General features: G+C 63.2%; 21 protein-coding genes. 6 read left to right on the forward strand and 15 right to left on the reverse strand.

Translation table 11 applies throughout. From position 1 onward, the window contains the following. The first annotated feature begins 104 nt into the window (after positions 1-104). Positions 105-227 carry a hypothetical protein gene (locus I6I71_RS12235; protein ID WP_414017461.1) on the forward strand — a complete coding sequence of 41 codons (123 nt, stop codon included), beginning with the start codon at positions 105-107 and terminating at the stop codon, positions 225-227. A gap of 260 nt (positions 228-487) precedes the next feature. Here I6I71_RS12235 and I6I71_RS00010 read toward each other — a convergent pair whose 3' ends face one another. After that, positions 488-1,870: a glycine--tRNA ligase gene (locus I6I71_RS00010; protein WP_201821336.1), complete on the reverse strand. Its 1,383-nt coding sequence runs from the start codon at positions 1,868-1,870 to the stop codon at positions 488-490. A 127-nt stretch (positions 1,871-1,997) separates the two neighbouring features. Here I6I71_RS00010 and I6I71_RS00015 point away from each other — a divergent pair, with 127 nt between their 5' ends. Both I6I71_RS00015 and I6I71_RS00020 read left to right on the forward strand, forming a co-directional pair. Beyond that, positions 1,998-2,354, forward strand: a complete 357-nt coding sequence (locus I6I71_RS00015) for an ArsR/SmtB family transcription factor (protein ID WP_083439690.1) — start codon at positions 1,998-2,000, stop codon at positions 2,352-2,354. A gap of 22 nt (positions 2,355-2,376) precedes the next feature. Next, positions 2,377-2,847, forward strand: a complete 471-nt coding sequence (locus tag I6I71_RS00020; protein WP_070494440.1) for a Fur family transcriptional regulator — start codon at positions 2,377-2,379, stop codon at positions 2,845-2,847. 60 nt (positions 2,848-2,907) lie between these two features. On the opposite strand, the gene I6I71_RS00025 is transcribed toward I6I71_RS00020, so the two are convergent. Genes I6I71_RS00025 through pdxY (I6I71_RS00040) form a run of 4 tightly spaced genes read right to left on the reverse strand, consistent with a single transcriptional unit; the run spans position 2,908 to position 6,091 of the window. Further along, entirely contained in the window at positions 2,908-3,657 is a 750-nt protein-coding gene (locus tag I6I71_RS00025) for an isoprenyl transferase (protein ID WP_201821338.1), read from the reverse strand. Positions 3,658-3,665: 8 nt separating this feature from the next. After that, on the reverse strand, positions 3,666-4,388 hold the full coding sequence (recO, locus tag I6I71_RS00030) for a DNA repair protein RecO (protein WP_052203388.1): 723 nt from the start codon (positions 4,386-4,388) through the stop codon (positions 3,666-3,668). Next, a complete protein-coding gene (gene era, locus I6I71_RS00035) occupies positions 4,389-5,309 on the reverse strand; it encodes a GTPase Era (RefSeq protein ID WP_052203387.1) in 921 nt (306 codons plus the stop codon). It lies immediately after the preceding gene. Between the two features lie 5 nt (positions 5,310-5,314). Next, positions 5,315-6,091 carry a pyridoxal kinase gene (gene pdxY, locus I6I71_RS00040; RefSeq protein WP_201821340.1) on the reverse strand — a complete coding sequence of 259 codons (777 nt, stop codon included), beginning with the start codon at positions 6,089-6,091 and terminating at the stop codon, positions 5,315-5,317. A gap of 130 nt (positions 6,092-6,221) precedes the next feature. Here pdxY (I6I71_RS00040) and I6I71_RS12240 point away from each other — a divergent pair, with 130 nt between their 5' ends. Both I6I71_RS12240 and fmdA read left to right on the forward strand, forming a co-directional pair. Then, entirely contained in the window at positions 6,222-6,452 is a 231-nt protein-coding gene (locus I6I71_RS12240; RefSeq protein ID WP_371441036.1) for a zinc ribbon domain-containing protein, read from the forward strand. 13 nt (positions 6,453-6,465) lie between these two features. Beyond that, positions 6,466-7,716 carry a formamidase gene (fmdA, locus tag I6I71_RS00050; protein ID WP_052203382.1) on the forward strand — a complete coding sequence of 417 codons (1,251 nt, stop codon included), beginning with the start codon at positions 6,466-6,468 and terminating at the stop codon, positions 7,714-7,716. A gap of 3 nt (positions 7,717-7,719) precedes the next feature. On the opposite strand, the gene pdxY (I6I71_RS00055) is transcribed toward fmdA, so the two are convergent. From pdxY (I6I71_RS00055) to I6I71_RS00100, 10 genes are all read right to left on the reverse strand, one after another. After that, on the reverse strand, positions 7,720-8,571 hold the full coding sequence (gene pdxY / locus I6I71_RS00055; RefSeq protein WP_201821342.1) for a pyridoxal kinase PdxY: 852 nt from the start codon (positions 8,569-8,571) through the stop codon (positions 7,720-7,722). Then, positions 8,568-9,896: a hemolysin family protein gene (locus tag I6I71_RS00060; RefSeq protein ID WP_201821344.1), complete on the reverse strand. Its 1,329-nt coding sequence runs from the start codon at positions 9,894-9,896 to the stop codon at positions 8,568-8,570. The genes pdxY (I6I71_RS00055) and I6I71_RS00060 overlap by 4 nt, the downstream gene beginning before the upstream one ends. Continuing rightward, the gene (gene ybeY / locus I6I71_RS00065) at positions 9,897-10,481 is read right to left on the reverse strand and encodes an rRNA maturation RNase YbeY (RefSeq protein ID WP_201821346.1); all 585 of its coding nucleotides are present in this window, start codon (positions 10,479-10,481) and stop codon (positions 9,897-9,899) included. Further along, entirely contained in the window at positions 10,478-11,500 is a 1,023-nt protein-coding gene (locus I6I71_RS00070; RefSeq protein WP_052203375.1) for a PhoH family protein, read from the reverse strand. The genes ybeY and I6I71_RS00070 overlap by 4 nt, the downstream gene beginning before the upstream one ends. 13 nt (positions 11,501-11,513) lie before the next feature. Continuing rightward, on the reverse strand, positions 11,514-12,206 hold the full coding sequence (locus I6I71_RS00075) for a 16S rRNA (uracil(1498)-N(3))-methyltransferase (RefSeq protein WP_052203372.1): 693 nt from the start codon (positions 12,204-12,206) through the stop codon (positions 11,514-11,516). Continuing rightward, a complete protein-coding gene (gene dnaJ, locus I6I71_RS00080; RefSeq protein ID WP_201821348.1) occupies positions 12,206-13,342 on the reverse strand; it encodes a molecular chaperone DnaJ in 1,137 nt (378 codons plus the stop codon). The genes I6I71_RS00075 and dnaJ overlap by 1 nt, the downstream gene beginning before the upstream one ends. Before the next feature lie 11 nt (positions 13,343-13,353). Beyond that, positions 13,354-14,370, reverse strand: coding sequence for a heat-inducible transcriptional repressor HrcA (gene hrcA, locus I6I71_RS00085; RefSeq protein ID WP_201821350.1), 1,017 nt, complete (start codon positions 14,368-14,370; stop codon positions 13,354-13,356). A gap of 11 nt (positions 14,371-14,381) precedes the next feature. Further along, positions 14,382-15,488 carry a radical SAM family heme chaperone HemW gene (gene hemW, locus I6I71_RS00090; RefSeq protein ID WP_201821352.1) on the reverse strand — a complete coding sequence of 369 codons (1,107 nt, stop codon included), beginning with the start codon at positions 15,486-15,488 and terminating at the stop codon, positions 14,382-14,384. Between the two features lie 132 nt (positions 15,489-15,620). Then, positions 15,621-16,289 (reverse strand): hypothetical protein, encoded by a 669-nt coding sequence (locus I6I71_RS00095; RefSeq protein ID WP_201821354.1) that lies wholly within the window; start codon positions 16,287-16,289, stop codon positions 15,621-15,623. 85 nt (positions 16,290-16,374) lie between these two features. Next, on the reverse strand, positions 16,375-18,195 hold the full coding sequence (locus I6I71_RS00100) for an AMP-dependent synthetase/ligase (RefSeq protein ID WP_201821356.1): 1,821 nt from the start codon (positions 18,193-18,195) through the stop codon (positions 16,375-16,377). 43 nt (positions 18,196-18,238) lie between these two features. Here I6I71_RS00100 and malQ point away from each other — a divergent pair, with 43 nt between their 5' ends. After that, on the forward strand, positions 18,239-20,374 hold the full coding sequence (gene malQ / locus I6I71_RS00105; protein WP_236587464.1) for a 4-alpha-glucanotransferase: 2,136 nt from the start codon (positions 18,239-18,241) through the stop codon (positions 20,372-20,374). The last annotated feature ends 2 nt before the right edge of the window (positions 20,375-20,376 follow it).

Raw genomic sequence — 20,376 nt, forward strand, 5'->3', positions numbered from 1 at the left:
ACCGCAACAACAGACAGCAGCACCAGCGTGGCAATCAACGCGTTCGCGGAGCCCTTCTGGCGCGCCTCCATCACCTCGCGCGACAGCCACGCGAGCGCCACGACATCCGTGGCAGGCAGGTCGGTTTCGCCCTCGAACTCCAGGATCGCCTTGCGCACACCCGAGTTGGCGCGCGTAAACTGCGCGACTTTCTCGCCGGCGGCGTTGTCGATGATCCAGTTCGATGAGGTCTCGCTGACCAGCGTGTAGCCGCGCCCCTCAACCTCGGCGCGGATGGTTTCGCCGCGCTTCAGCGGGTCGGCGGCACGCACGATTTCCACACCGTCGCGCACCGCGCTGGCCCCGGCCTCAGGCGCAACGGTCAACTCCCAGACTTCGCCGCCAACATTGGCGTGCGAACCAGTGAACACGCCGAGTACCTCAGGACCTGCCTCTGCAAGCAGCTTCGGCGCGTCCCGATCCGTACGATCCCAGCTGACGTAATGCATTAGCAGCCGATCAGTCGCGCAGCCAGGTATGCCTCGAGCTCTGCCAGCGGCACGCGCTCCTGCTCCATGGTGTCGCGCTCGCGCACGGTCACGGCGTTGTCCTCCAGCGACTCAAAGTCATACGTCACGCAGAACGGCGTACCAATCTCGTCCTGGCGGCGGTAGCGGCGGCCGATCGCACCGGAGGTGTCGTAGTCCACGTTCCAGTGCTGACGCAGCTTGTCCGCCAGCTCGCCGGCAGGCCCGGCAAGCTCCGGCTTCTTCGACAGCGGCAACACGGCCACCTTCACCGGCGCGAGGCGGCGGTCAAGGCGCAGCACAACACGAGTGTCGGTGCCTCCCTTAGCGTTGGGGGCTTCTTCTTCATCGTAGGCGTCGATAAGAAAAGCCATCATGGCGCGACCCAAGCCTGCCGCCGGCTCGATGCAGTACGGGATCCAGCGCTCGCCGGACTCCTGGTCGAAGTAGGACAGGTCCTCACCGGAAGCCTCGGAGTGCGTCTTCAGGTCATAGTCAGTGCGGTTGGCAACGCCCTCCAGCTCGCCCCACTTGGAGCCCTGGAAACCGTACGCGTACTCAATATCCACGGTGCGCTTGGAGTAGTGCGACAGCTTCTCCTGCGGGTGCTCGTACAGGCGCAGATTATCCGGGTTGATGCCCAGGTCGATGTACCACTGGTGGCGGTTGTCAATCCAGTACTGGTGCCACTGCTCGTCCTCACCTGGCTTGACAAAGAATTCCATCTCCATCTGCTCAAACTCGCGGGTTCGGAAGATGAAGTTGCCCGGGGTGATCTCGTTGCGGAAGGACTTACCAATGTTGGCAATTCCGAACGGGGGCTTCATGCGTGACGACGTCATCACGTTCTTAAAGTTCACAAAAATACCCTGAGCCGTCTCGGGCCGCATGTAGTGCAGGCCCTCTTCGTCATCGACGGGGCCGAGGTACGTCTTCATCAGGCCGGAGAATTCGCGCGGCTCGGTCCAATTGCCGGGCTGGCCGGTCTCCGGGTCATTGATGTCTGCCAGGCCGTTTGCTGGCGGGTGGCCGTGCTTCTCCTCGTAGGCCTCAATGAGGTGGTCGGCGCGGTAGCGTTTGTTGGTGTAGAGCGACTCCACTAGCGGGTCGGTGAACACCTCGACGTGGCCGGATGCGACCCACACCTGGCGCGGCAGGATGATGGAGGTGTCAACGCCAACCGTGTCGCGGCGGGACTGCACCATGTGGCGCCACCACTGGCGCTTGATGTTTTCCTTCAGCTCAACGCCAAGCGGGCCGTAGTCCCAGGCAGAGCGGGTGCCGCCGTAGATTTCACCGGCCGGGTATACAAGGCCGCGGCGCTTGCACAGGTTAACTACGGTATCGATTGTATTGGCGGGCACTTGGTCCGAGCCTCCTCTTTGCGTCTGAACACTATCGGCATCAGTCTAGCGAAGCGACCAGCAAACTCTGCATGGTGTGGGGAAATGTGCAACATTTACTGGTCCATTTGCAGTAAAATATTCCGGCATGGAACTGACACCGCGGGAGCTTGAGCGCACTGTTGTACTGCTCAGCGCGCTTGATTCGCGGTTGCGGTTGCAGTTGGTGCTTTTGCTTGCCGACGGCGACCGCGCCGTCAACACCCTCGTCACCTCCTTGGGTAAATCGCAGCCTTTGATTTCGCAGCATTTGCGGATTTTGAGGGCGGCGGGGGTGGTGGCGTCGCGTCGTGAAGGGCGTGAGGTGGTCTATTCGTTGACGCATCCGGGGGTAGTTGACGCAATCCACTGGCTTGCGGGGCGGGGGCATTCGGGTGGGGTTGGCGTGGCGGCAATCGCGGCCCCGGGGCTCACCCCGTCAACCCCGAGGCCGCAAAAAGCTTAGCGGTGGGCTAATAGTGGTAGGTATGGCCAAACAGCCCATTCCCAAGATCGGTCCCCGCTCGACGCGACAGCGCACCGCCATCGTGGAGATGCTGCGCGAGGTTGAACGCTTCTCCTCTGCCAGGACAATCCACGGGATGCTTGAAGAGCGCGGCGAACAAGTCGGCCTGACCACCGTGTATCGCACGCTGCAGTCGTTGGCGGAGATGGACATTGTGGACGTGTTGCAGACCCCCGAGGGCGAAACGCTGTACCGCCACTGCGTGAGTCCGCACCACCATCACCATCTCGTGTGCACCAAGTGCGGGCGCAGTGAGGAAGTTGAGGGCGGGCCGGTGGAGCGTTGGGCGGAGGCGGTTGCGTCGCGCTACGGCTACGAGCTCGTGGCGCACGACGCCGAGGTGTACGGCATCTGCCGCACCTGCCAAGCCGCGCGAGCCGAACAAGAAGCACAAGCCGAACAAGAGGCACAGGCCGAGCCGGGGAGGCAGTAGCGGCGCCAAAACTGCTGGCCCGTAGCGGCGCCAAACCGCGCCCGGCGCGCTGGGGTTTCGCTAGGGTTTCGCGAACTTATCTACCGCGCCGCCGAAGCGGCGGTCGCGCTTGGCGTACTCCAGCACGGCGTCGTACATGTGCTGCGGCGTAAAGTCCGGAAACAGCGTGTCCTGGTAGACCATCTCCGCGTACGCCGACTGCCACAAAAGGAAGTTCGACGTGCGCTTCTCCCCGCTCGGGCGCAGAAACAGGTCCACGTCCGGCATGTCGGGGCGGTACAGGTATTGGGACAGCGTGTCCTCGTTGATGTCGCCGGGGCGGATGTTGCCTTCGTTGGCGGCTTGGATGAGGTTACGTGTGGCGTCGATAATCTCGGCCCTGCCGCCGTAATTAATACACATGGCGAGCGTGAGCCCGGTGTTGTCCTTCGTCAGCGCTTCGGCTTCCTCCAGCTCACGCAGCACGGAACGCCACAAGCGCGGACGGCGGCCCGCCCACACGATGCGCACGTTTTTCTCATGCAGCTCATCACGTTGGCGACGCAGCACGTCGCGCGAAAAACCCATCAGAAAACGCACTTCGGAGGCGGAGCGGCGCCAATTCTCCGTCGAAAAGGCATAGGCGGACAGCCAGTCGACGCCCATGGCGATGCAGGCATCCACACAGTCCATAAGCACCGCCTCCCCGCGCCTGTGTCCCTCCGTGCGCGGCAGGCCACGTTCCTGGGCCCAGCGGCCGTTGCCGTCCATGACCAGCGCAATGTGGCGTGGGATGAACTTTGGGTCAATCGCGGGAGGTTGCGGTGTCATGCGTTTGATTATGCCTGCTCCATCACGCGCAGTGACTTCAGCCCGGTTTCTAGGTGATAGTTCAGGTGGGCGGCGGTCAGGCGGTGCGCGGCGGCGGCGTGCTCGGGGCCGGCGGGGTGGTTGTGTTGCAGCAGCCACATGGTGTGGAGGACTTCCGGGTCCACGTCGGCGGATCCGGACGGGCGGCAGTTGGTGCACACGGCGCCGCCTACTGCGGGGTTGAACGCGCGGTGCGGGCCGGGCGCCTGGCAGTTGGCGCAGTTGAACAGGGTGACTCCCCAGCCGGCATGGTCTGTGGCTTGGAGGATGAAGGCATCTAACACCATTGTCGGAGCTTCGTTTGCTTGTAGACGCCCCAACGCAGCCCCCACCAACCCAAACAACCCCGGATCCGCCTCCTCATAAGCCAGCTTTTCTGCGGTTTCCATGATCGCGCAGGCGGCGGTGTAGCGGTCAAAGTTGTCGGTGATTTGGTGGCCGTAGTAGGTCACGGTGTCCGCGCCGGTGATGGTGGCAAGCGCATTGGTTTTGCGTCCGGGGTAGACCTGCACGTCTACCTCCACAAACGGCTGCAGGCGCGAGCCGAAGCGGGACTTGGACTTGCGCACCCCCTTGGCCACGCCACGCACCAGGCCGTGGTGTTCGGTGAGCAGGACGATGACGCGGTCCGCCTCGCCGAAGTCGTAGGTGCGGATGATGTAGGCGCGATCGCGCCAGGAGTTAAAAGCCACCTAAAAGCCCAGCCGTCCGAGGGCTTTCGGGTCCGACTGCCAGTTCTTCAGCACCTTCATGCGCAGGTCCAGGTAGACGTTGGTGCCGGTCAGGTCCATGATCTGGCGTCGCGCGCGGTGCGTAATGCCGGACAAGCGGCGCCCGTCCGGGCCCTCCAGGATGCGCTTCTGGCCGGGGCGCTCTAGGTAGACCACGGCGTAGATCATGGTGCGCTCCGGGTTGTCCGGGTCCGGCACCATCTCATCTACTTGTACGGCAACGGAGTGCGGCAGTTCCTCGCGAAGACCTTTGAGCGCCTCTTCACGGATCAGCTCCGCGATGCGCGTTTCCATGTCCTCATCGGTCACGTGGTCCTGGGGGTAGAAGCGGGGGCCTTCGGGGAGTTGAGAGACCAGGACGTTCAAAAGCACATCCAGCTGCACCTGCTCGGTGGCGGACACCGGCACAACCTCCGAATCCGGCCCTAGCATCTCATGCAGCTCAATGAGGCGCTCGCCCACCGCGTCCTTGGACGTCTTGTCCAGCTTGGTCACAATGCCAACCACCGGCGCCTTCGGGCTGATCTCACGGATCTGCTCATAAATGAAGCGGTCGCCGGGTCCGAGCTTCTCATCCGCCGGCACCGTAAAGCCGATCACGTCCACGTCCGCGTACGTGTCGCGCACCACGTCATTCAAACGCTCACCCAAAAGCGTGCGCGGGCGGTGAATACCCGGGGTGTCCACCACGATCACCTGGGCGTCATCGCGATTGACAATGCCGCGGATCGGGTGACGCGTTGTCTCCGGCTGATCCGCCATAATCGCAATCTTCTCCCCCACCAACGCATTGGTCAGCGTGGACTTACCCGTATTCGGACGGCCCACGAAAGCAACAAAACCAGAGCGGAAGCCCTCAGGTGCGGAAGTGAAATCATGCATAACGCCTAAGGGTACTCAACCTCCACCACATCAAAGGAGGAGCGCGGCCGGACGAGCAGCTCCTGGCACTCAATCAGCGGCAGTTCCGGCAGATTGCGCGTGCGGACCTCGTTGACAAAATCAAACATCGTCGCCCCCAAATGACCCAGCCTGTCGCGGGCTGGCTCATCAAACATTGCCGCGTAGAGTGCGGTGGCGAGGTCTCCGGCGCCGACGACGTTGCCGCCTAAACGTGGCGTCGATAAGCAAAAAGTGCCCTCCGGCGACACATCGATCATGCGCAAAGGATCCGAACCCACCGAGGTAATCAACGCGCGCGACGGCAGATCCACCCCGAGCAGGTTCAGCTCCCACTCATTCGGGGTAATCGCATCAGCCAGCGGAATCAGCACCTCACGAAACACATCCGGCATCTCCGGGCTGACAAAAGAACCAACCTCCTCATTACCAATCACCGGATCACAGATATAGCGCGCCCGCGGATTCGCCGCCTTGATACGCGTCACGGTCTCGCGCACCACCTCCGCAAGCTCCGGCGAACCCAGGTAGCCAGTGACCACCAGATCAACCTGGTCAAACGCAAAACTAAACCCGTCCAGCACATCTTTGACCTGAGCCGGGTCCATCACCGGCCCACCCCAATCGGGGTACTCCGTATGGTTGGAAAAATTCACCGTGTACACCGGCCAGACCTCATGGCCTAAGCGCTGCATAGCAAAGGTAGCCGCCGAATTTCCCACATGCCCGTAGGCCACGTGAGACTGCAAGGAAACGATATTCACGGCGAAAATCCTAACAATCGCTAGAGTGGGGGTACTTCTGTGATTGCAACCACAAACTGCGAAGGGAGAGGCATTGCCCATCTACGAATTCAAATGCGGCGCTGGTCACATATCCGAGCAGCAGCTACCCATGTCCAGCGAGCAACGCACCCGCGAATGCCCCAACTGCGGCGACGTAGCCAACCGGATGATCAGCGCCGTTTCCGTACGACGTGTCGACGGAGCCAAAGCACGCGCCGTCGAAGCAACACAGAAGAGCGCATACGAGCCAGCCGTAGTCAACAGCCTGCCAAGCGCAGGCAACAAACGCGCAACGCCCGTCACGCGCAACCCCCAACACGCAAAACTACCCAAACCCTGAGGAGGATCACCCCATGCCAACCAACCTGTTTCCCCTCGACTCAACCAAGCCATTCACCGAGCAAGAAACACTCGGCCACAACCGCTGGCACCCAGACATCCCGCCGGCGGTCACGGTAAAGCCCGGCGACTCATTCCGCGTTGACTGCCGCGAATGGTTCGACGGCTTCATCAAAAACGACGACAGCGCCGACGATATTCGCGACGCCCCACTCAACACCGTCCACACCCTCTCCGGCCCATTCCGCATCGAAGGCGCCAAGCCCGGCGACCTGCTCGTGGTGGACATCCTGGATGTCGGCCCGATCCCGCAGGAGGAAGGCCCGCTGGCCGGCCAAGGCTGGGGCTACACCGGCATCTTTGCCAAGAAAAACGGCGGCAGCTTCCTCACCGACCAGTTCCCAGACGCCTACAAGGCCGTCTGGGACTTCAAGGGCCAAACCGCAACCTCGCGCCACATCCCGGGCGTGAGCTTCACCGGCATCATCCACCCGGGTCTGATGGGCACCGCGCCGTCGCACGAGCTTCTGGGCAAGTGGAACCAGCGCGAAGCCGCGCTCATTGCCACCGACCCGGAGCGCGTACCGCCGTTGGCGCTGCCGCCGGAGCCGAACGGTGCCGTGCTGGGTTCGCTGGAAGGCGCTGAGTTCGACCGCGTCGCCGCCGAAGGCGCACGTACCGCCCCGCCGCGCGAAAACGGCGGCAACCAGGACATCAAGAACCTGTCCAAGGGCACCCGCGTGTTCTACCCCGTGTATGTGGACGGCGCGAACTTCTCCGTCGGCGACCTGCACTTCTCCCAGGGCGACGGCGAGATCACGTTCTGCGGCGGCATCGAGATGGGCGGCTTCATTGACCTGCACGTTGACATCATCAAAGACGGCATGGCCAAGTACAACGTCAGCGAGAACGCCATCTTCATGCCCGGCAACGTGGAGCCGCGCTACAGCCAGTGGCTGGCGTTCTCCGGCACGTCGGTGACGCTTGAGGGTGAGCAGCGCTACCTGGATTCGCAGCTTGCGTACCAGCGCGCCTGCCTGCACGCCATCGATTACCTGACCACGTTCGGCTGGTCGCCGGAGCAGGCCTACCTGCTGTTGGGCGCCGCGCCGATCGAAGGCCGTTTCTCCGGCGTGGTGGACATCCCGAACTCGTGCGCCACGGTCTACTTGCCTACGGAGATTTTCGACATCGACATCCGCCCCGGCGCCGGCGACCCACCGCGCATCGACCCGGGCATCGGCGCACCGCGTTCGGCGTTCTAAGAGCTACAGCTTTTCGACGCCAAACTGCATCGCCGGATGCGCAAAAAACTCCTGCGACTCAACCAGTTTGAGCTCGCGGGAATCCGCCTCGAAGGTCAGACGCAACATGTCGTAGACCGACGAGGCGGTTTTTGCCAGCGCGTCCGCCGGATCAGCCGAGTTCAGCAGGTGGCCGGTAAACAGGGCGGCGGTGACGTCGCCAGAGCCGTTGCGTTTCATGGGCAGGCGCGGGGTCTGCACCATCCACGTGCCCTCGCTGTTAGTCACCAGCATCTCCATCACGTCCAGCTCGGCGGTCTCGGGGCGCTCCACCGACGTCACCACAACCGTCTTCGGGCCCATGTCGCGCGCCGCCTCCACAGCGGCAAGCGTGGAGTCCAGATCCGTCACGTCGCGCTCCGTGAGATAGCCCAGCTCGAACTGGTTCGGGAAAATGATGTCCGCAACCGGCACCACCTTCGAGCGCAGCATCGGCGGGATCTCATCAGCCACGTGGCAGCCGGATTTCGCGTTGCCCATCACCGGGTCGCACGCATAGATCGCCTTCGGATTAGCTTCCTTGACGCGGGCCACGGTATCGATGATCACGTCCGCGATGGTGGGGGCGCCTTGGTAGCCGGTCAGGATGGCGTCGACAAGCGGGAAAGCCCCACGCTCCTCAACACCCGCAATCACCGCGGCAACATCATCCGCCGGCAACACCGGGCCCTTCCACGCGCCGTAGCCGGTGTGGTTGGAGAAGTTGACCGTGTGCACCGGCCACACCTCATGCCCGATGCGCTGCAGCGGGAACACCGCCGCCGAATTGCCCACGTGCCCGTAGGCCACCGCCGACTGGATCGACAAAATATTCACTCGGAAAACTCCTCCCCCGCGCTCGCGGGAACACTAACTAAAACAGAACGGGTCTTGATGCGGCCTCGGCGGTCACGGCCGCCTTCCGCGGTGTACGTCAGGCCATCCATGCTTATCGACGACCCCGGCAACGGCACACGCCCCAACTCATAGGACAACAACCCGGCAACGGTATCGACGGAATCGAGCACCTCGTCGCCGTACGTGAGCTCGTAGTCCAGGTGGTCGGCGAGGTGGTCGATGAGGTCATCCAGCGGCAGGCGGGCCTGGACGCGCAGCAGACGGGTGTCCGAATCCATGTCGAGGTGCTCGATGGGGGCGGCCTCGTCTTCGTCGTACTCGTCGGTGATCTCGCCGACGATCTCCTCCAACAGGTCCTCCATGGTGAGCAGGCCAGCGACGCCACCGTACTCGTCCACAACAATCGCGATGTGCGTATTTTGCTGCTGCATCTGCTTCAGCAACACGTCCAACGGCTTGGAGTCGGGGACGAACAGCGGCTCGCGCACCACGTTGGTGATGGCGGTTTCGCGGTCGATGGGGCGGCCGTCATCACCAAACATGTCCTTGAGGTAGGCAACGCCGACAATGTCATCGACGTCCTTGCCGATCACGGGCACGCGCGAGTGGCCGGAACGCACCATCAGGCGCGTGGCCTGGGCTGCCGTCTTGTCCTCCTCGATCCAGATCATCTCCGGGCGCGGCACCATCACCTGGCGGGCGTGGGTGGAGGCGAGGTCAAAAATATTCTGAATCATGCGGCCCTCGGTGGTTTCCACCACGCCCTGCTCCTGGGCAATATCCACCATCTCGCGCAGCTCCACCTCGGTGGAGTACGGGCCGTCGCGGAAATCCTCACCCGGGTGGAACACGTTGCCCAGTTTGATCAGCAACCCCGACAGCGGGCCGAGGATGGTGTGGAACGCCACCAGCCACTGCGCGGCGCGCAAGCTGATGGAATACGGGTTGCGTTTGCCCGCCGTGCGCGCGAACACGCCGATGATGCCGAACTGCAGCAACGTCACAGCGGCCACCGCCGCGGTAATCGCCCACACATCGGAGGCGATCAGGTCCATGGCAAGCATCGCGGCAAACACCGCCGCCACCACATCCAACACGGTGCGAAGCATCACCAGCGTATTAACGTGGCTTGCGCGGTTATCCACCACGCGCAGCAACGCGCCGGCGCCACGCACCTCGTCTTTGACCATGCCCTCAACGCGGGCGCGCGAAATCGGCGCCAGCGCCGACTCCACTGAACCAAGCAGGCCGGAGAGCAGCAGTGCGATCAGCGTCGTCACCGCATATGCAAGTGTGAGTGGCACTTAACGCTCCCCTGCCTGCTCGCCGGCCGCGCGCATGCGGCGATCCAGCTCCTCGCGGTCCGCCGCCGACGGAAACGCATGCTCACCCGACGGCTTGTCCTGGTAGGCCACGCCACGGGTGTGCAGCGAGTCGTACCAATCCGACAGGATCTCGTTTTGCAGGGCGAACATCTCGTGCTCGTCGTCCGGGGCAACGTGGTCGTAGCCAAGCAGGTGCAGCACCCCGTGGACGGTGAGCAGCGCAAGCTCATGCGCTAGGTCGTGGCCGGCCATGTCGGCTTGTTTGCGGTCGAAGGCGGGGCACAAGATGATGTCTCCAAGCATGGCCGCACCAAACGGCGATGCGTCTGGGCGCCCACCGCCCGGCGTCAACTCATCCATGGGGAAACTCATCACGTCGGTGGGGCCTTCGAGGTCCATCCAGCGGACGTGGAGGTCGGCCATGGTCGCTTCGTCTACAAGCGTGATGGTCGCCTCGGTATCGGGGTGGACGTCCATCGCACGCAAAGCGAACGAGCAGACGTCCACCAGCATTTCCTCGTTGACGTCGGCTTCACCCGACTCGTTTAGCACCTCAATACTCATTGGCCTGCCTCCAGCTCACGTTCGCGCTCAATTTCTCGCTGGCGCTTTTCGTAGCGCGCCGCGTTTTGCGCATCATGGCGGTCATAGGCCGCAACAATGCGCGAGATCAGGTGGTGGCGCACCACGTCTTCGGCGCGCAGCTCCATAAATTCAATGCCTTCAATGTCGCCCAGGATGCGACGCGCCACGCGCAAGCCAGAGACGGTGCCGCGCGGCAGGTCCACCTGGGATACGTCGCCAGTAACCACCATTTTCGAGCCGAACCCAAGGCGCGTCAGGAACATTTTCATCTGCGCGCCGGTGGTGTTTTGGGCCTCATCCAGGATCACAAAGGCGTCTGACAGCGTGCGGCCTCGCATGTAGGCAAGCGGGGCGACTTCGATGATGCCTGCCTCAATCAGTTTCGGAATCATCTCCGGGTCCAGCATGTCGCGCAGCGCGTCATACAAGGGCCGCAGGTACGGGTCGATCTTGTCGCTGAGCGTGCCGGGCAAAAAGCCCAGCTTCTCGCCCGCTTCCACGGCTGGGCGGGTCAGGATGATGCGTTTGACCTCTTTGTTCTGCAGCGCCTGCACGGCTTTCGCCACCGCCAGGTACGTCTTGCCGGAACCGGCCGGGCCGATGCCGAACGTGATCGTGTTCGCGTCAATCGCATCCACGTAACGACGCTGCCCCGCCGTCTTCGGACGAATCACCTTGCCCTTGCGCGCCACAATCTCCGCGCCCAGGATCTCGGCGACGGACTCCGGCGCCTCATTTTCCATGATCCGCACGGCGTGCACCACGGTATCGGCAGTCACGGGTACTCCGCGGCGCGCCATCGACTCCAGCTCATCCAGCGCGCGCAGGGCGTGGCCGACACGGTGTGCCTCGCCGCGCAGCGTCACCGTCGTGCCGCGCGCGTGCACGTCCACGCCCAAATGTTGGCTGAGTACGCGGACGTTTTCATCGTTGACCCCAAGGACGGATTGCGCGTAGGCGGAATCCAGCTCGATTTTTCGGGTGAGCAGTTCTTCCATAATGCGCTTCAGACTACCAGCGCTTTGTCAAGGTTCCGATCGCACAGAGCCCCGCAAACGCCGCACTTGCCGTCCGAAGCACCTCGGGCCCTAGTTTCACGGGCGTGCCGCCGATCAGCTCCAGCTCATCTGCCCCGATGCCGCCCTCGGGCCCGACAACCAGGTAGATGTCATCGGCAAGCTCCACATCCCTGATCGACGTGGTCGCATCCTCATGCAGAATGAGCTTTTGCTTATCGACGCCACCCAGCCACCCCGACGACACCGGCGCAGCCACCTGCGGCACCCACGCCCGACGCGCCTGTTTGGCGCTGGCCAGGGCCTGGTTTTGCCACTTCTCCACCATCTTCGCCTGCTTGTTTTCCGGCCAGCGGGCGATCGTGCGGTGGCTGATCCACGGGATGATCGCATCCGCGCCCGCCTGCACAGCCAGGTCAACGGCCAGCTCGGAGCGCTCCGACTTCGGGATCGCCTGCACCACCGTCACCCGCGGCGACGGCGCTTCCACCACGTGTTGGGCAACCACGTCGCCGCGGAGTTCATTCTTGGCGGTGTGGGTGACGGTGACGGTGGTGGTCAGGCCGTTGCCGTCTGTAAGCATGATCTGCTCCCCAACCGCAATGCGCTTCACGTGGGCGTGCTGGGCCTCCGGGCCAACGAGCACGCCCGCGCGCGGGTCATCACAGACGAAAAATGGCAGCGACACTAGCGGCGGAACCTATCACGCATCCGGCCGAAGAACCCCTCATGGGCGGTGTCGGACTCGGTGTGGACTTCGGCACTGTCACTGCGAGCGTCCCGCAGCTTGGTCAACGCCTCACGCTCCGCGGACGACAAGTCCGTAGGCACGACGACCTGCACGTGCGCGACCAGGTCACCGAAGCGGTCGGTGCGAAGCAGCGGCATGCCCTCACCATCCAGGCGCACAGTCTCGCCCGGCTGTGTGCCCGCAGGCACCTCGATGACAGTCTGGCCGCCAGCCAGGTTGTCCACCGTGATCTCCGTGCCAAGCGCCGCATCCACCATGGGCACGTTGAGCTGCAGCAGCAGATCGTTGCCGTCGCGAACAAAGTACGGGTGCGGCTCCGTGTGCACCTCTACATACAGATCACCTGCGGGCCCGCCGCCGTGGCCGACCTCACCCTGGCTTGCCATGCGGATACGCATGCCGTTAGCAATGCCCGCCGGGATGTTCACCGTCAGATCACGGGTTGCGCGCACGCGGCCATCGCCGGCGCACTGGCCGCACGGGTCCTTGATAATCTCGCCGTAGCCGCGGCACTTCGGGCAATCACGCGTAGTCATCACATTGCCCAGGAAGGACTGCTGCATCTCTTGCACTGCGCCCATGCCATGGCAGTGATCACACATCACCGGCTTCGACTGGGATTCCGAGCCCGTACCGTGGCACTTCTCGCACACCACGGCTGTATCCACGCTGACCTCCTGCTTCACACCCGTGTAGGCCTCCTGCAAGGTGATGGAGGTCCGCAGCAACGCATCTGCGCCCGGCTGCACACGCGAACGCGGCTGGCGCGCCCCACCGGCGCCGCCGCCGAAAAACGCCTCAAAAATATCGCCCAGGCCGCCACCGAAGCCGGCGCCGCCGCCCATGCCGCCGCCTGCTTCCATCGGATCCCCACCACGATCCACAATGGAGCGCTTCTGCGGATCCAGCAGCACCTCTTGCGCAAGCGAGATCTCCGCAAACTTCTCCTGCGCCTCATCCGACGGATTCACATCCGGGTGGTACTTACGCGCAAGTTTGCGATACGCCTTTTTAATTTCCTGTTCGGTGGCTTCCCGGTCCACGCCGAGGATGCCGTAGTAATCCCGAGCCAAAACGTTCCTTTCTATTCGCCGCGCAGGATGCGGCTGATATAGCTGGCCACCGTTGCAACCTTCTGAATGGTACCGGGGTAGTCCATGTGCGTGGGACCGACAACCCCTAAACCACCAAGTGCCTCATGGCCAGCCCCATATGCAGTTGTAACAACACTGGCGCGGGATAATTCCACGTCCTCGTTCTCGCGCCCGATGCGCACAGACACGTGCTCCAGCTCCTGAGCGCTCGCCAACAGCTTCAGCACCACCACCTGCTCCTCCAAGGCGGCGATCACGCTGCGCAGATCCCCCGGCCCGTGCAGGGTGAGGTTGCCGGCGCCAGCGATCAGCAGGCGGTCCGGCGTGGTGTCTACCAGCGTGTCTATGAGCACCTCGGTAGCCCGGCGCGCCGCCGGCTGCAGGTGCATCGGCGCCGCGTTTGGCAGATCGGCGATGGCGTCGGCGGCTTCGCACAGGGTTTTGCCCACGAGCACGGTGTTGAGGTGTTCGCGCAGCAACCGCACCGCGTCATCATCAATCGGGTGTTCCAGCTCCACGTTGCGCTGGTCCACACGTCCCGTGTCCGTGATCAGCACAAGCAGAAGCCGCATCGGCGCAAGCGCCACCACCTCGCAGTGCTTCACGCGTGAGACCGTCAGCGTGGGCAGCTGCACCACGGCCGCCTGGTTGGTCAGTTGCGCAAGCAGCGTCACGGAGCGGCGCAGGACGTCTTCTAAGTCCACACCGCCATCAAGAAACTGCATAATCGCGTGCCGCTCGGCGACGGACAGCGGCTTGACGTCGTGCAACGCGTCTACAAACGCCCGGTAGCCCGCCTCCGTGGGGATCCGCCCAGACGACGCGTGTGTTTGCTCGATGAAGCCCTGGGATTCCAGCACACTCATGTCGTTGCGGATCGTCGCCGAGCTCACCCCCAGCCCGTGGCGCTCTACAAGCGCCTTCGACCCCACAGGTTCCTGGCTGGCGATGTAATCAGCGACGATTGCCCGCAGCACCGCCCGCCGTCTCACATCCGCCGCACTCATAGCCGTCGATGTTACTCGTGGGCGAGGAGGTCTGTCACGATGCCGTCCACAAGCAGCCTGCCCTTGTCCGTGACCGCAATGCGCTCGCCCACGGTGAGCAGCCCGAGCTTTTCATGCTTATCGACGCCCACGTCAACCAACCCAGCGTCAATCCCCTCCTTCAGGCGCAACCCCAACATGACGGCCTCAAAACGGCGGATCTCTTCGGTGAGCTGTTCTTCTTCAGCAATCGGCAGCTGGCCTGCGGCGAGGATGTCGGCGTAGCGCTCGGGCCGCTTCACGTTATAAAAGCGGCGCGGGTAGATCGTGGAATGCGCGCCCGGGCCCGCACCCCACCACGCGCCGCCGCGCCAATAGAGCAGGTTGTGGCGGCACTGGCCGCCCGGCTTGGCCCAGTTGGAGACCTCGTACCAGTCAAACCCCTGGGCTTCGAGGGTCTCGGCGATCATCTCGTATCTGCGCGCGTAGACATCCTCCTGCGGCTCCGGCAGCTCGCCGCGGCGGACTTTGCGATGCATCGCCGTACCATCCTCCACAATCAGGGAGTAGGCGCTGACGTGATCCACCGGCGTTTCCAAAATGGCGTCGAGGGTTGCGCGCACATCGTCGTCCGTCTCCGTCGGGGTGCCGTAGATCATGTCCAGGTTGATGTGCTGGAAGCCTGCGTTGTGGGCCTCTTTGGCAGCCGCGACCGCGCGCCCCGGCGTGTGACGACGATCCAGCACCTTCAGCACCGGCGTGGACGCCGACTGCATCCCCAACGACACGCGCGTAAAACCATGACCCAGCAGCCCCTCGAAGTACTGCGGGCTCGTGGACTCTGGGTTGGACTCCGTGGTGATCTCCGCGCCTTCGCTAATGCCAAAGGTATTACGGACTGCATTGAGGATACGACCCAAGCCATCCGCGCCAAGGACACTCGGCGTGCCACCGCCAATAAACACCGTGTCCGCGGATCGCTGCACCTGCGCCGCCGCTAACTCCAGCTCACGCTCCAACGCATCCAAATACGTTGCGTGCGAAGTCTCCACCTCGCTCGGGGTATACGTATTGAAATCGCAATACCCGCAACGACTCTCACAAAACGGGACATGCACATACACGCCAAAAGCATCCATGCGAGACATTCTGCTACCTAACCCCGAAACACACACAAAACGCCCCGGCGGCGAAGCGCACGGATCCGCCAATCCATGCCTTCACGCGCCAGGGCATGAGGCGTAAGCGTACCTGAAGTACCCGATCAATCCTTAAGCGCCGCGTCGGCGGCGTTTGGCGGCGACGCGGGCCACGATAGCGTCGATACGCGCGCGCTCCTCCAAAAACTCCGGCGGATTCGTCCCCCGCATCGTCCGAGCAAACGCCGGATGATCCTCAAACACGGTCTCAATCCAGCCGTCCACGGCCGCCTCCACCAGCGCACCAGCACGCGCATACAGATGCGGCAAGCTCACCGCACCCAACTCACGCGCCACCATGTCCGTCTGCTCAAGCACAAACGCCACAACCTCTTCAAGGTGCTGCACCACCAAATCAGTGCGACCCGTCAAGGCGTCCTGCATCATCTGCACCGAATACGGCACCTCGAGTGGGAAGAGGTCGTCCAGGCCCGCAGCGTCGAGAAGCTCAGGCTCCGGGATCCGCTCCTCCGGCTCCGCACTGGCAGACAGGTGCCCGGCGCGCATCCCGGACGTCAGCGCCTGGCGCAGCCCGATCAGCTCGCCGACGATACGGCGGGCGTCCTGGCGGGCATCGTCCACAATCTCGCAGAACTCCGCCAGGCAGTCATCTGCTAGCTCACCGTCATAGTCAGCGATGGCCTCGGCGATGTGCTCAGCGTACTCAGCAACCTCATCGCCAATGTTGTAAATCTCCTGAGTCAACTCACGATGGCGCAGCACAGCGGCCGATTTGTGCATCGCAAGCCTCCCAGGAAACAAACACGTGACAGTAACAGTCAGCGATGCTATTCCACTTCACGCGCCGCCGCGTTAAGGCGCGCCGCTAACGCTGATACAGCTTGTCAATATCCTCCTGGAAACGCTGGAACACCACGTTGCGCTTCACCTTCATCGTCGGCGTCATCTCATCATTTTGCTCCGAGAGGTCACGATCCAGGATGCGGAACTTCTTCACCGCCTCAGCCCGCGACACCGTCGCATTGGCCATGTTGATCGCATCCTGCACCTCAGCACGCAACGCCGGGTCCTGCGCCAAATCCGACAACTTCCGGTTCGCCGGAATGTTGCGGTTAGCCTTCCAGCGCTTCAGCTCTTCCTCATCCAGGGTGACAAGGACGCCGATGAACGGCTTGCCGTCGCCCACCAGCAGTGCGTTGGAAATCAGCGGGTGCTGGCGGATGATCTCCTCCAGCGGCGCCGGGGAGACGTTCTTGCCGCCGGCGGTAACAATCAGGTCTTTCTTGCGGCCCGTGATGGAGACAAACCCGTCCTCATCAACCTCACCCAGATCCCCAGTGTTGAACCAGCCGTCCGTAATCGCCTCTTCGGTGGCCTCCGGGTTCTGCCAGTAGTAGGAGAACACGCCGGGGCCCTGGAACTCGATCTCACCGTCATCATTGATACGCACCGAATATCCATTGACCGGGCGGCCCACGGTGCCGATCTTGTTCGCGTCCGCGTTGTTCACGCAGCACGCCGCGCACGTCTCGGTCAGCCCGTAGCCCTCATAAATAGGCACGCCCATGCCGCGGAAGAAGTGCGACAGATCCGCGCTCATCGCCGAACCACCCGTAATGGCGTACCAGACCGAGCCACCCATGGCTTCCTTGATCTTGCCGTACACCAGCTTCTCGTACACCTTGGCCTTGGCCTTTTGCATTCGCGACGGCCCCTCCGGCGTATCCAACGCCTTCGAGTATTCAATCGCCGCCTTCTCCGCCTCTAGGAAGATGCGCTTGCCCACCGCCGAGCCGTCGGCGGCCTTGTGGTAGGCGCCCTCGCGCACCTTCTCAAACACGCGCGGCACACCCACCACCAGGTTCGGGCGCACGCGCTGCAGCTCCACCGTCAACGTGGAGGTGTCAGACCAGTGCGTCTGCGTCGCCCCCGAAATCGTCCACGCCGTAGACACCGCACGCGCCAACACGTGCGCCAGCGGCAAGAACGTCACCATGCGCTGGCCAGGGTACGACACCTTGCCAATCTCATTTTCCAGAAGCGCCCAGCACTGGTGCGCCCAGTTGCCGTGCGTAATGGCCACACCTTTCGGGCGTCCCGTGGTGCCCGAGGTGTACACGATGGACGCCAGGTCGTCGTGGGTGAGGGCTTGCCAGCGCGCGTCTACAAGCGAGGAGTCCACCGTGCGGCCCTCAAACTTGATGGTCTCCACACCTGCGGAGTTGAACTCATACAAACGCTCCAACTTGGAGTCCTTGTACACACCATCCGGCAAAAACGGGGTCATCAGCTCGGTGTGATCACGCGTCTCACAAAACGCGATCCGCGCCCCCGAGTTCTCCAAAATCCACTGAATCTGCGGCGTGGAACTCGTCGGGTAAATCGGCACAGACGCAGCACCCGCCGCCCAAATCGCAAAATCCAACAGCGCCCACTCGTAGCGCGTCGACGACAAGATAGCCACACGATCCCCCGGCTCAATACCAGCCGCGATCAGGCCCTTCGCCACGTCATAGACCTCTTCCCAGAAGTCCGCGGCGGTCACCGACACCCACTCATAATTACGAGGACGGGAAAACAGCACCAAATGCGGCTGCTCCGTGCACATCGTTGCCAGACGGCGGATGCACGTTTCCTTCTCGTCCAGGTGGAATCCAAGCTCTGTTGTGTACGTGTTCGACGGCATGGGGGCCACTTTAGCGTGTGCTGTGGCAGAATTACTGTTTGTGATGAACGGGGATTTGCTGCTCGAACTCGCCGCGGCCTACGGCTTCGGCACCACCTACCGCGACTCCAACGGGGAGGTGACCACACCCCCGAGGCAGTCTTTTATCAAGCTGTTGCGCGCTTTGGGGCTCCCGCTTGACGACGATCCGACGAACGAACAACTCCAACTCCACCTGGACGCACGCCACCTTGAGCTGGCGACACGCCCCCTGCCGCCAACCGTGGTGGCACCGGAAGGCGAGGAACGCCACTTCAACGTGCACGTGCACGACGGGCATCCGGCGCACTGCTGGATCCGGCTCGAAGACGGCACCTCGCGCGACGCCTACCAGGACGAAAACTGGTCTCAACCTGTCACCGGCGCCGACGGCATCGTGTGGGGCGAAGCCACCTTCCACATCCCCGGCGACCTGCCCGTGGGCTGGCACGAACTGCACCTGGAATCCGACAACTTCACCGACAGCTGCACGCTGATCATCACCCCACGCACGCTGTCCACCAACGAATCCTGCATCCAGGACCCCGTGTGGGGTGTCATGGCGCAGCTCTACTCCGTACGCTCCGAGCAGTCCTGGGGCGTGGGCGACTTCGAAGACCTCGCGCGCCTAGCTGAGGTCGTCGCCGCCGAAGGCGCAGACTACCTGCTGATCAACCCCGTCCACGCCGCGCAACCCGTGCCGCCGGTGGAGGACTCGCCGTACCTGCCCACCTCGCGGCGCTTTGTTAACCCCATCTATATCTCCGTGGAGGCTGTGCCGGAGTATGGGCGGTTGGATGGGGAAACGTTGGCGTCGATAAGCAAAATGGCCCAACCGCTTAAAGCCATGAACCGCTCAGCCGAACCGCTGCAACGCAACGAAGTCTTCGGCACCAAACTGCAAGTGCTGCGCGAACTGTTCTACATGGCTGAGCAGGACCCGAAACGCACCCACGATTTCGAACTGTTCATGCTTGATGAAGGCGAAGGGCTCGCCGAATTCGCCCACTGGTGCGCGCAACAGGCCGTCACCACCGCCAACGCACGCCACGACGGCGCGGAATACCTCGGCGAAACCACCCGCTTCTACATGTGGCTGCAGTTCATTGCGGATGAGCAACGCCGCATCGCGCAAGAGCGCGCCATCGCCGCCGGCATGCGTCTCGGCATCATGACCGACCTGGCGGTGGGTATCCACCCCGACGGCGCCGACGCGAACACCCTTGCAGACGTTCTGGTTGCCGACGCCTCCGTAGGCGCCCCACCAGACCAATACTCACAACTCGGCCAAGACTGGTCCCAGCCGCCGTGGAACCCCCAGGCGCTCGCCGAAGCTGGCTACGAACCCTGGCGCGACCTGCTGCGCACCGTGCTGCGCCACTCCGGCGGGATCCGCGTCGACCACGTGCTTGGCCTATTCCGCCTGTTTTGGATCCCCCGCATGGACACCCCCGCCGACGGCGCCTACATGAACTACGACTACGAAGCCATGGTGGGCATCCTCGCGCTCGAAGCGCAGCGCGCCGGCGCCGTTGTTGTGGGCGAAGACCTGGGCACCTTCGAACCGTGGGTCCAAGACGTGCTGCGTGACAAGGGCATCCTCGGCACCACCGTGTTGTGGTTCGAGTCCACCCCGTGGAACGGCGCGCCGCTGCCCTCGGATCAGTACCGCAACCTGTCGCTGACCGCGGTGGGCACGCACGACCTGCCGCCAACCGCCGGCTACATCCAGGGCGCACACAACGAGCTGCGCCACAAACTCGGCCTCGTGCACGAGACGCTGGAGGAGCTCAACGCCAACGATGCCGTGTGGATCTCCCAGGTCCTTGCCGCCGTGCAGGCCGAGGGCGCATTCGAGGGCACCCCGCTTGCCAAGGTCAACTTCCTAGACAAGGACTTGGGGCAGTACGGCGACGTCGACTCGCTACTGGTGGGGCTCACGCGCTTTGTCGCCTCCACCCCATCCGCCATGACCTGCACGAACCTGGTGGATATGGTTGGAGACGTCCGCATCCAAAACCAGCCCGGCACCAATCACGAGCAGTACTCCAACTGGTGCATCCCGCTTTGCGACGCCCAACGCAACCCCCTCACCATCGAAGACCTCCCCACCCTGGAGCTCTTCAAGCGCGTTGCCGAAGCCTCGCAGCGCGGGCGCTAAAC

This window comes from Corynebacterium riegelii, assembly GCF_016728505.1.
In the GTDB taxonomy this organism is placed as follows: domain Bacteria; phylum Actinomycetota; class Actinomycetes; order Mycobacteriales; family Mycobacteriaceae; genus Corynebacterium; species Corynebacterium riegelii.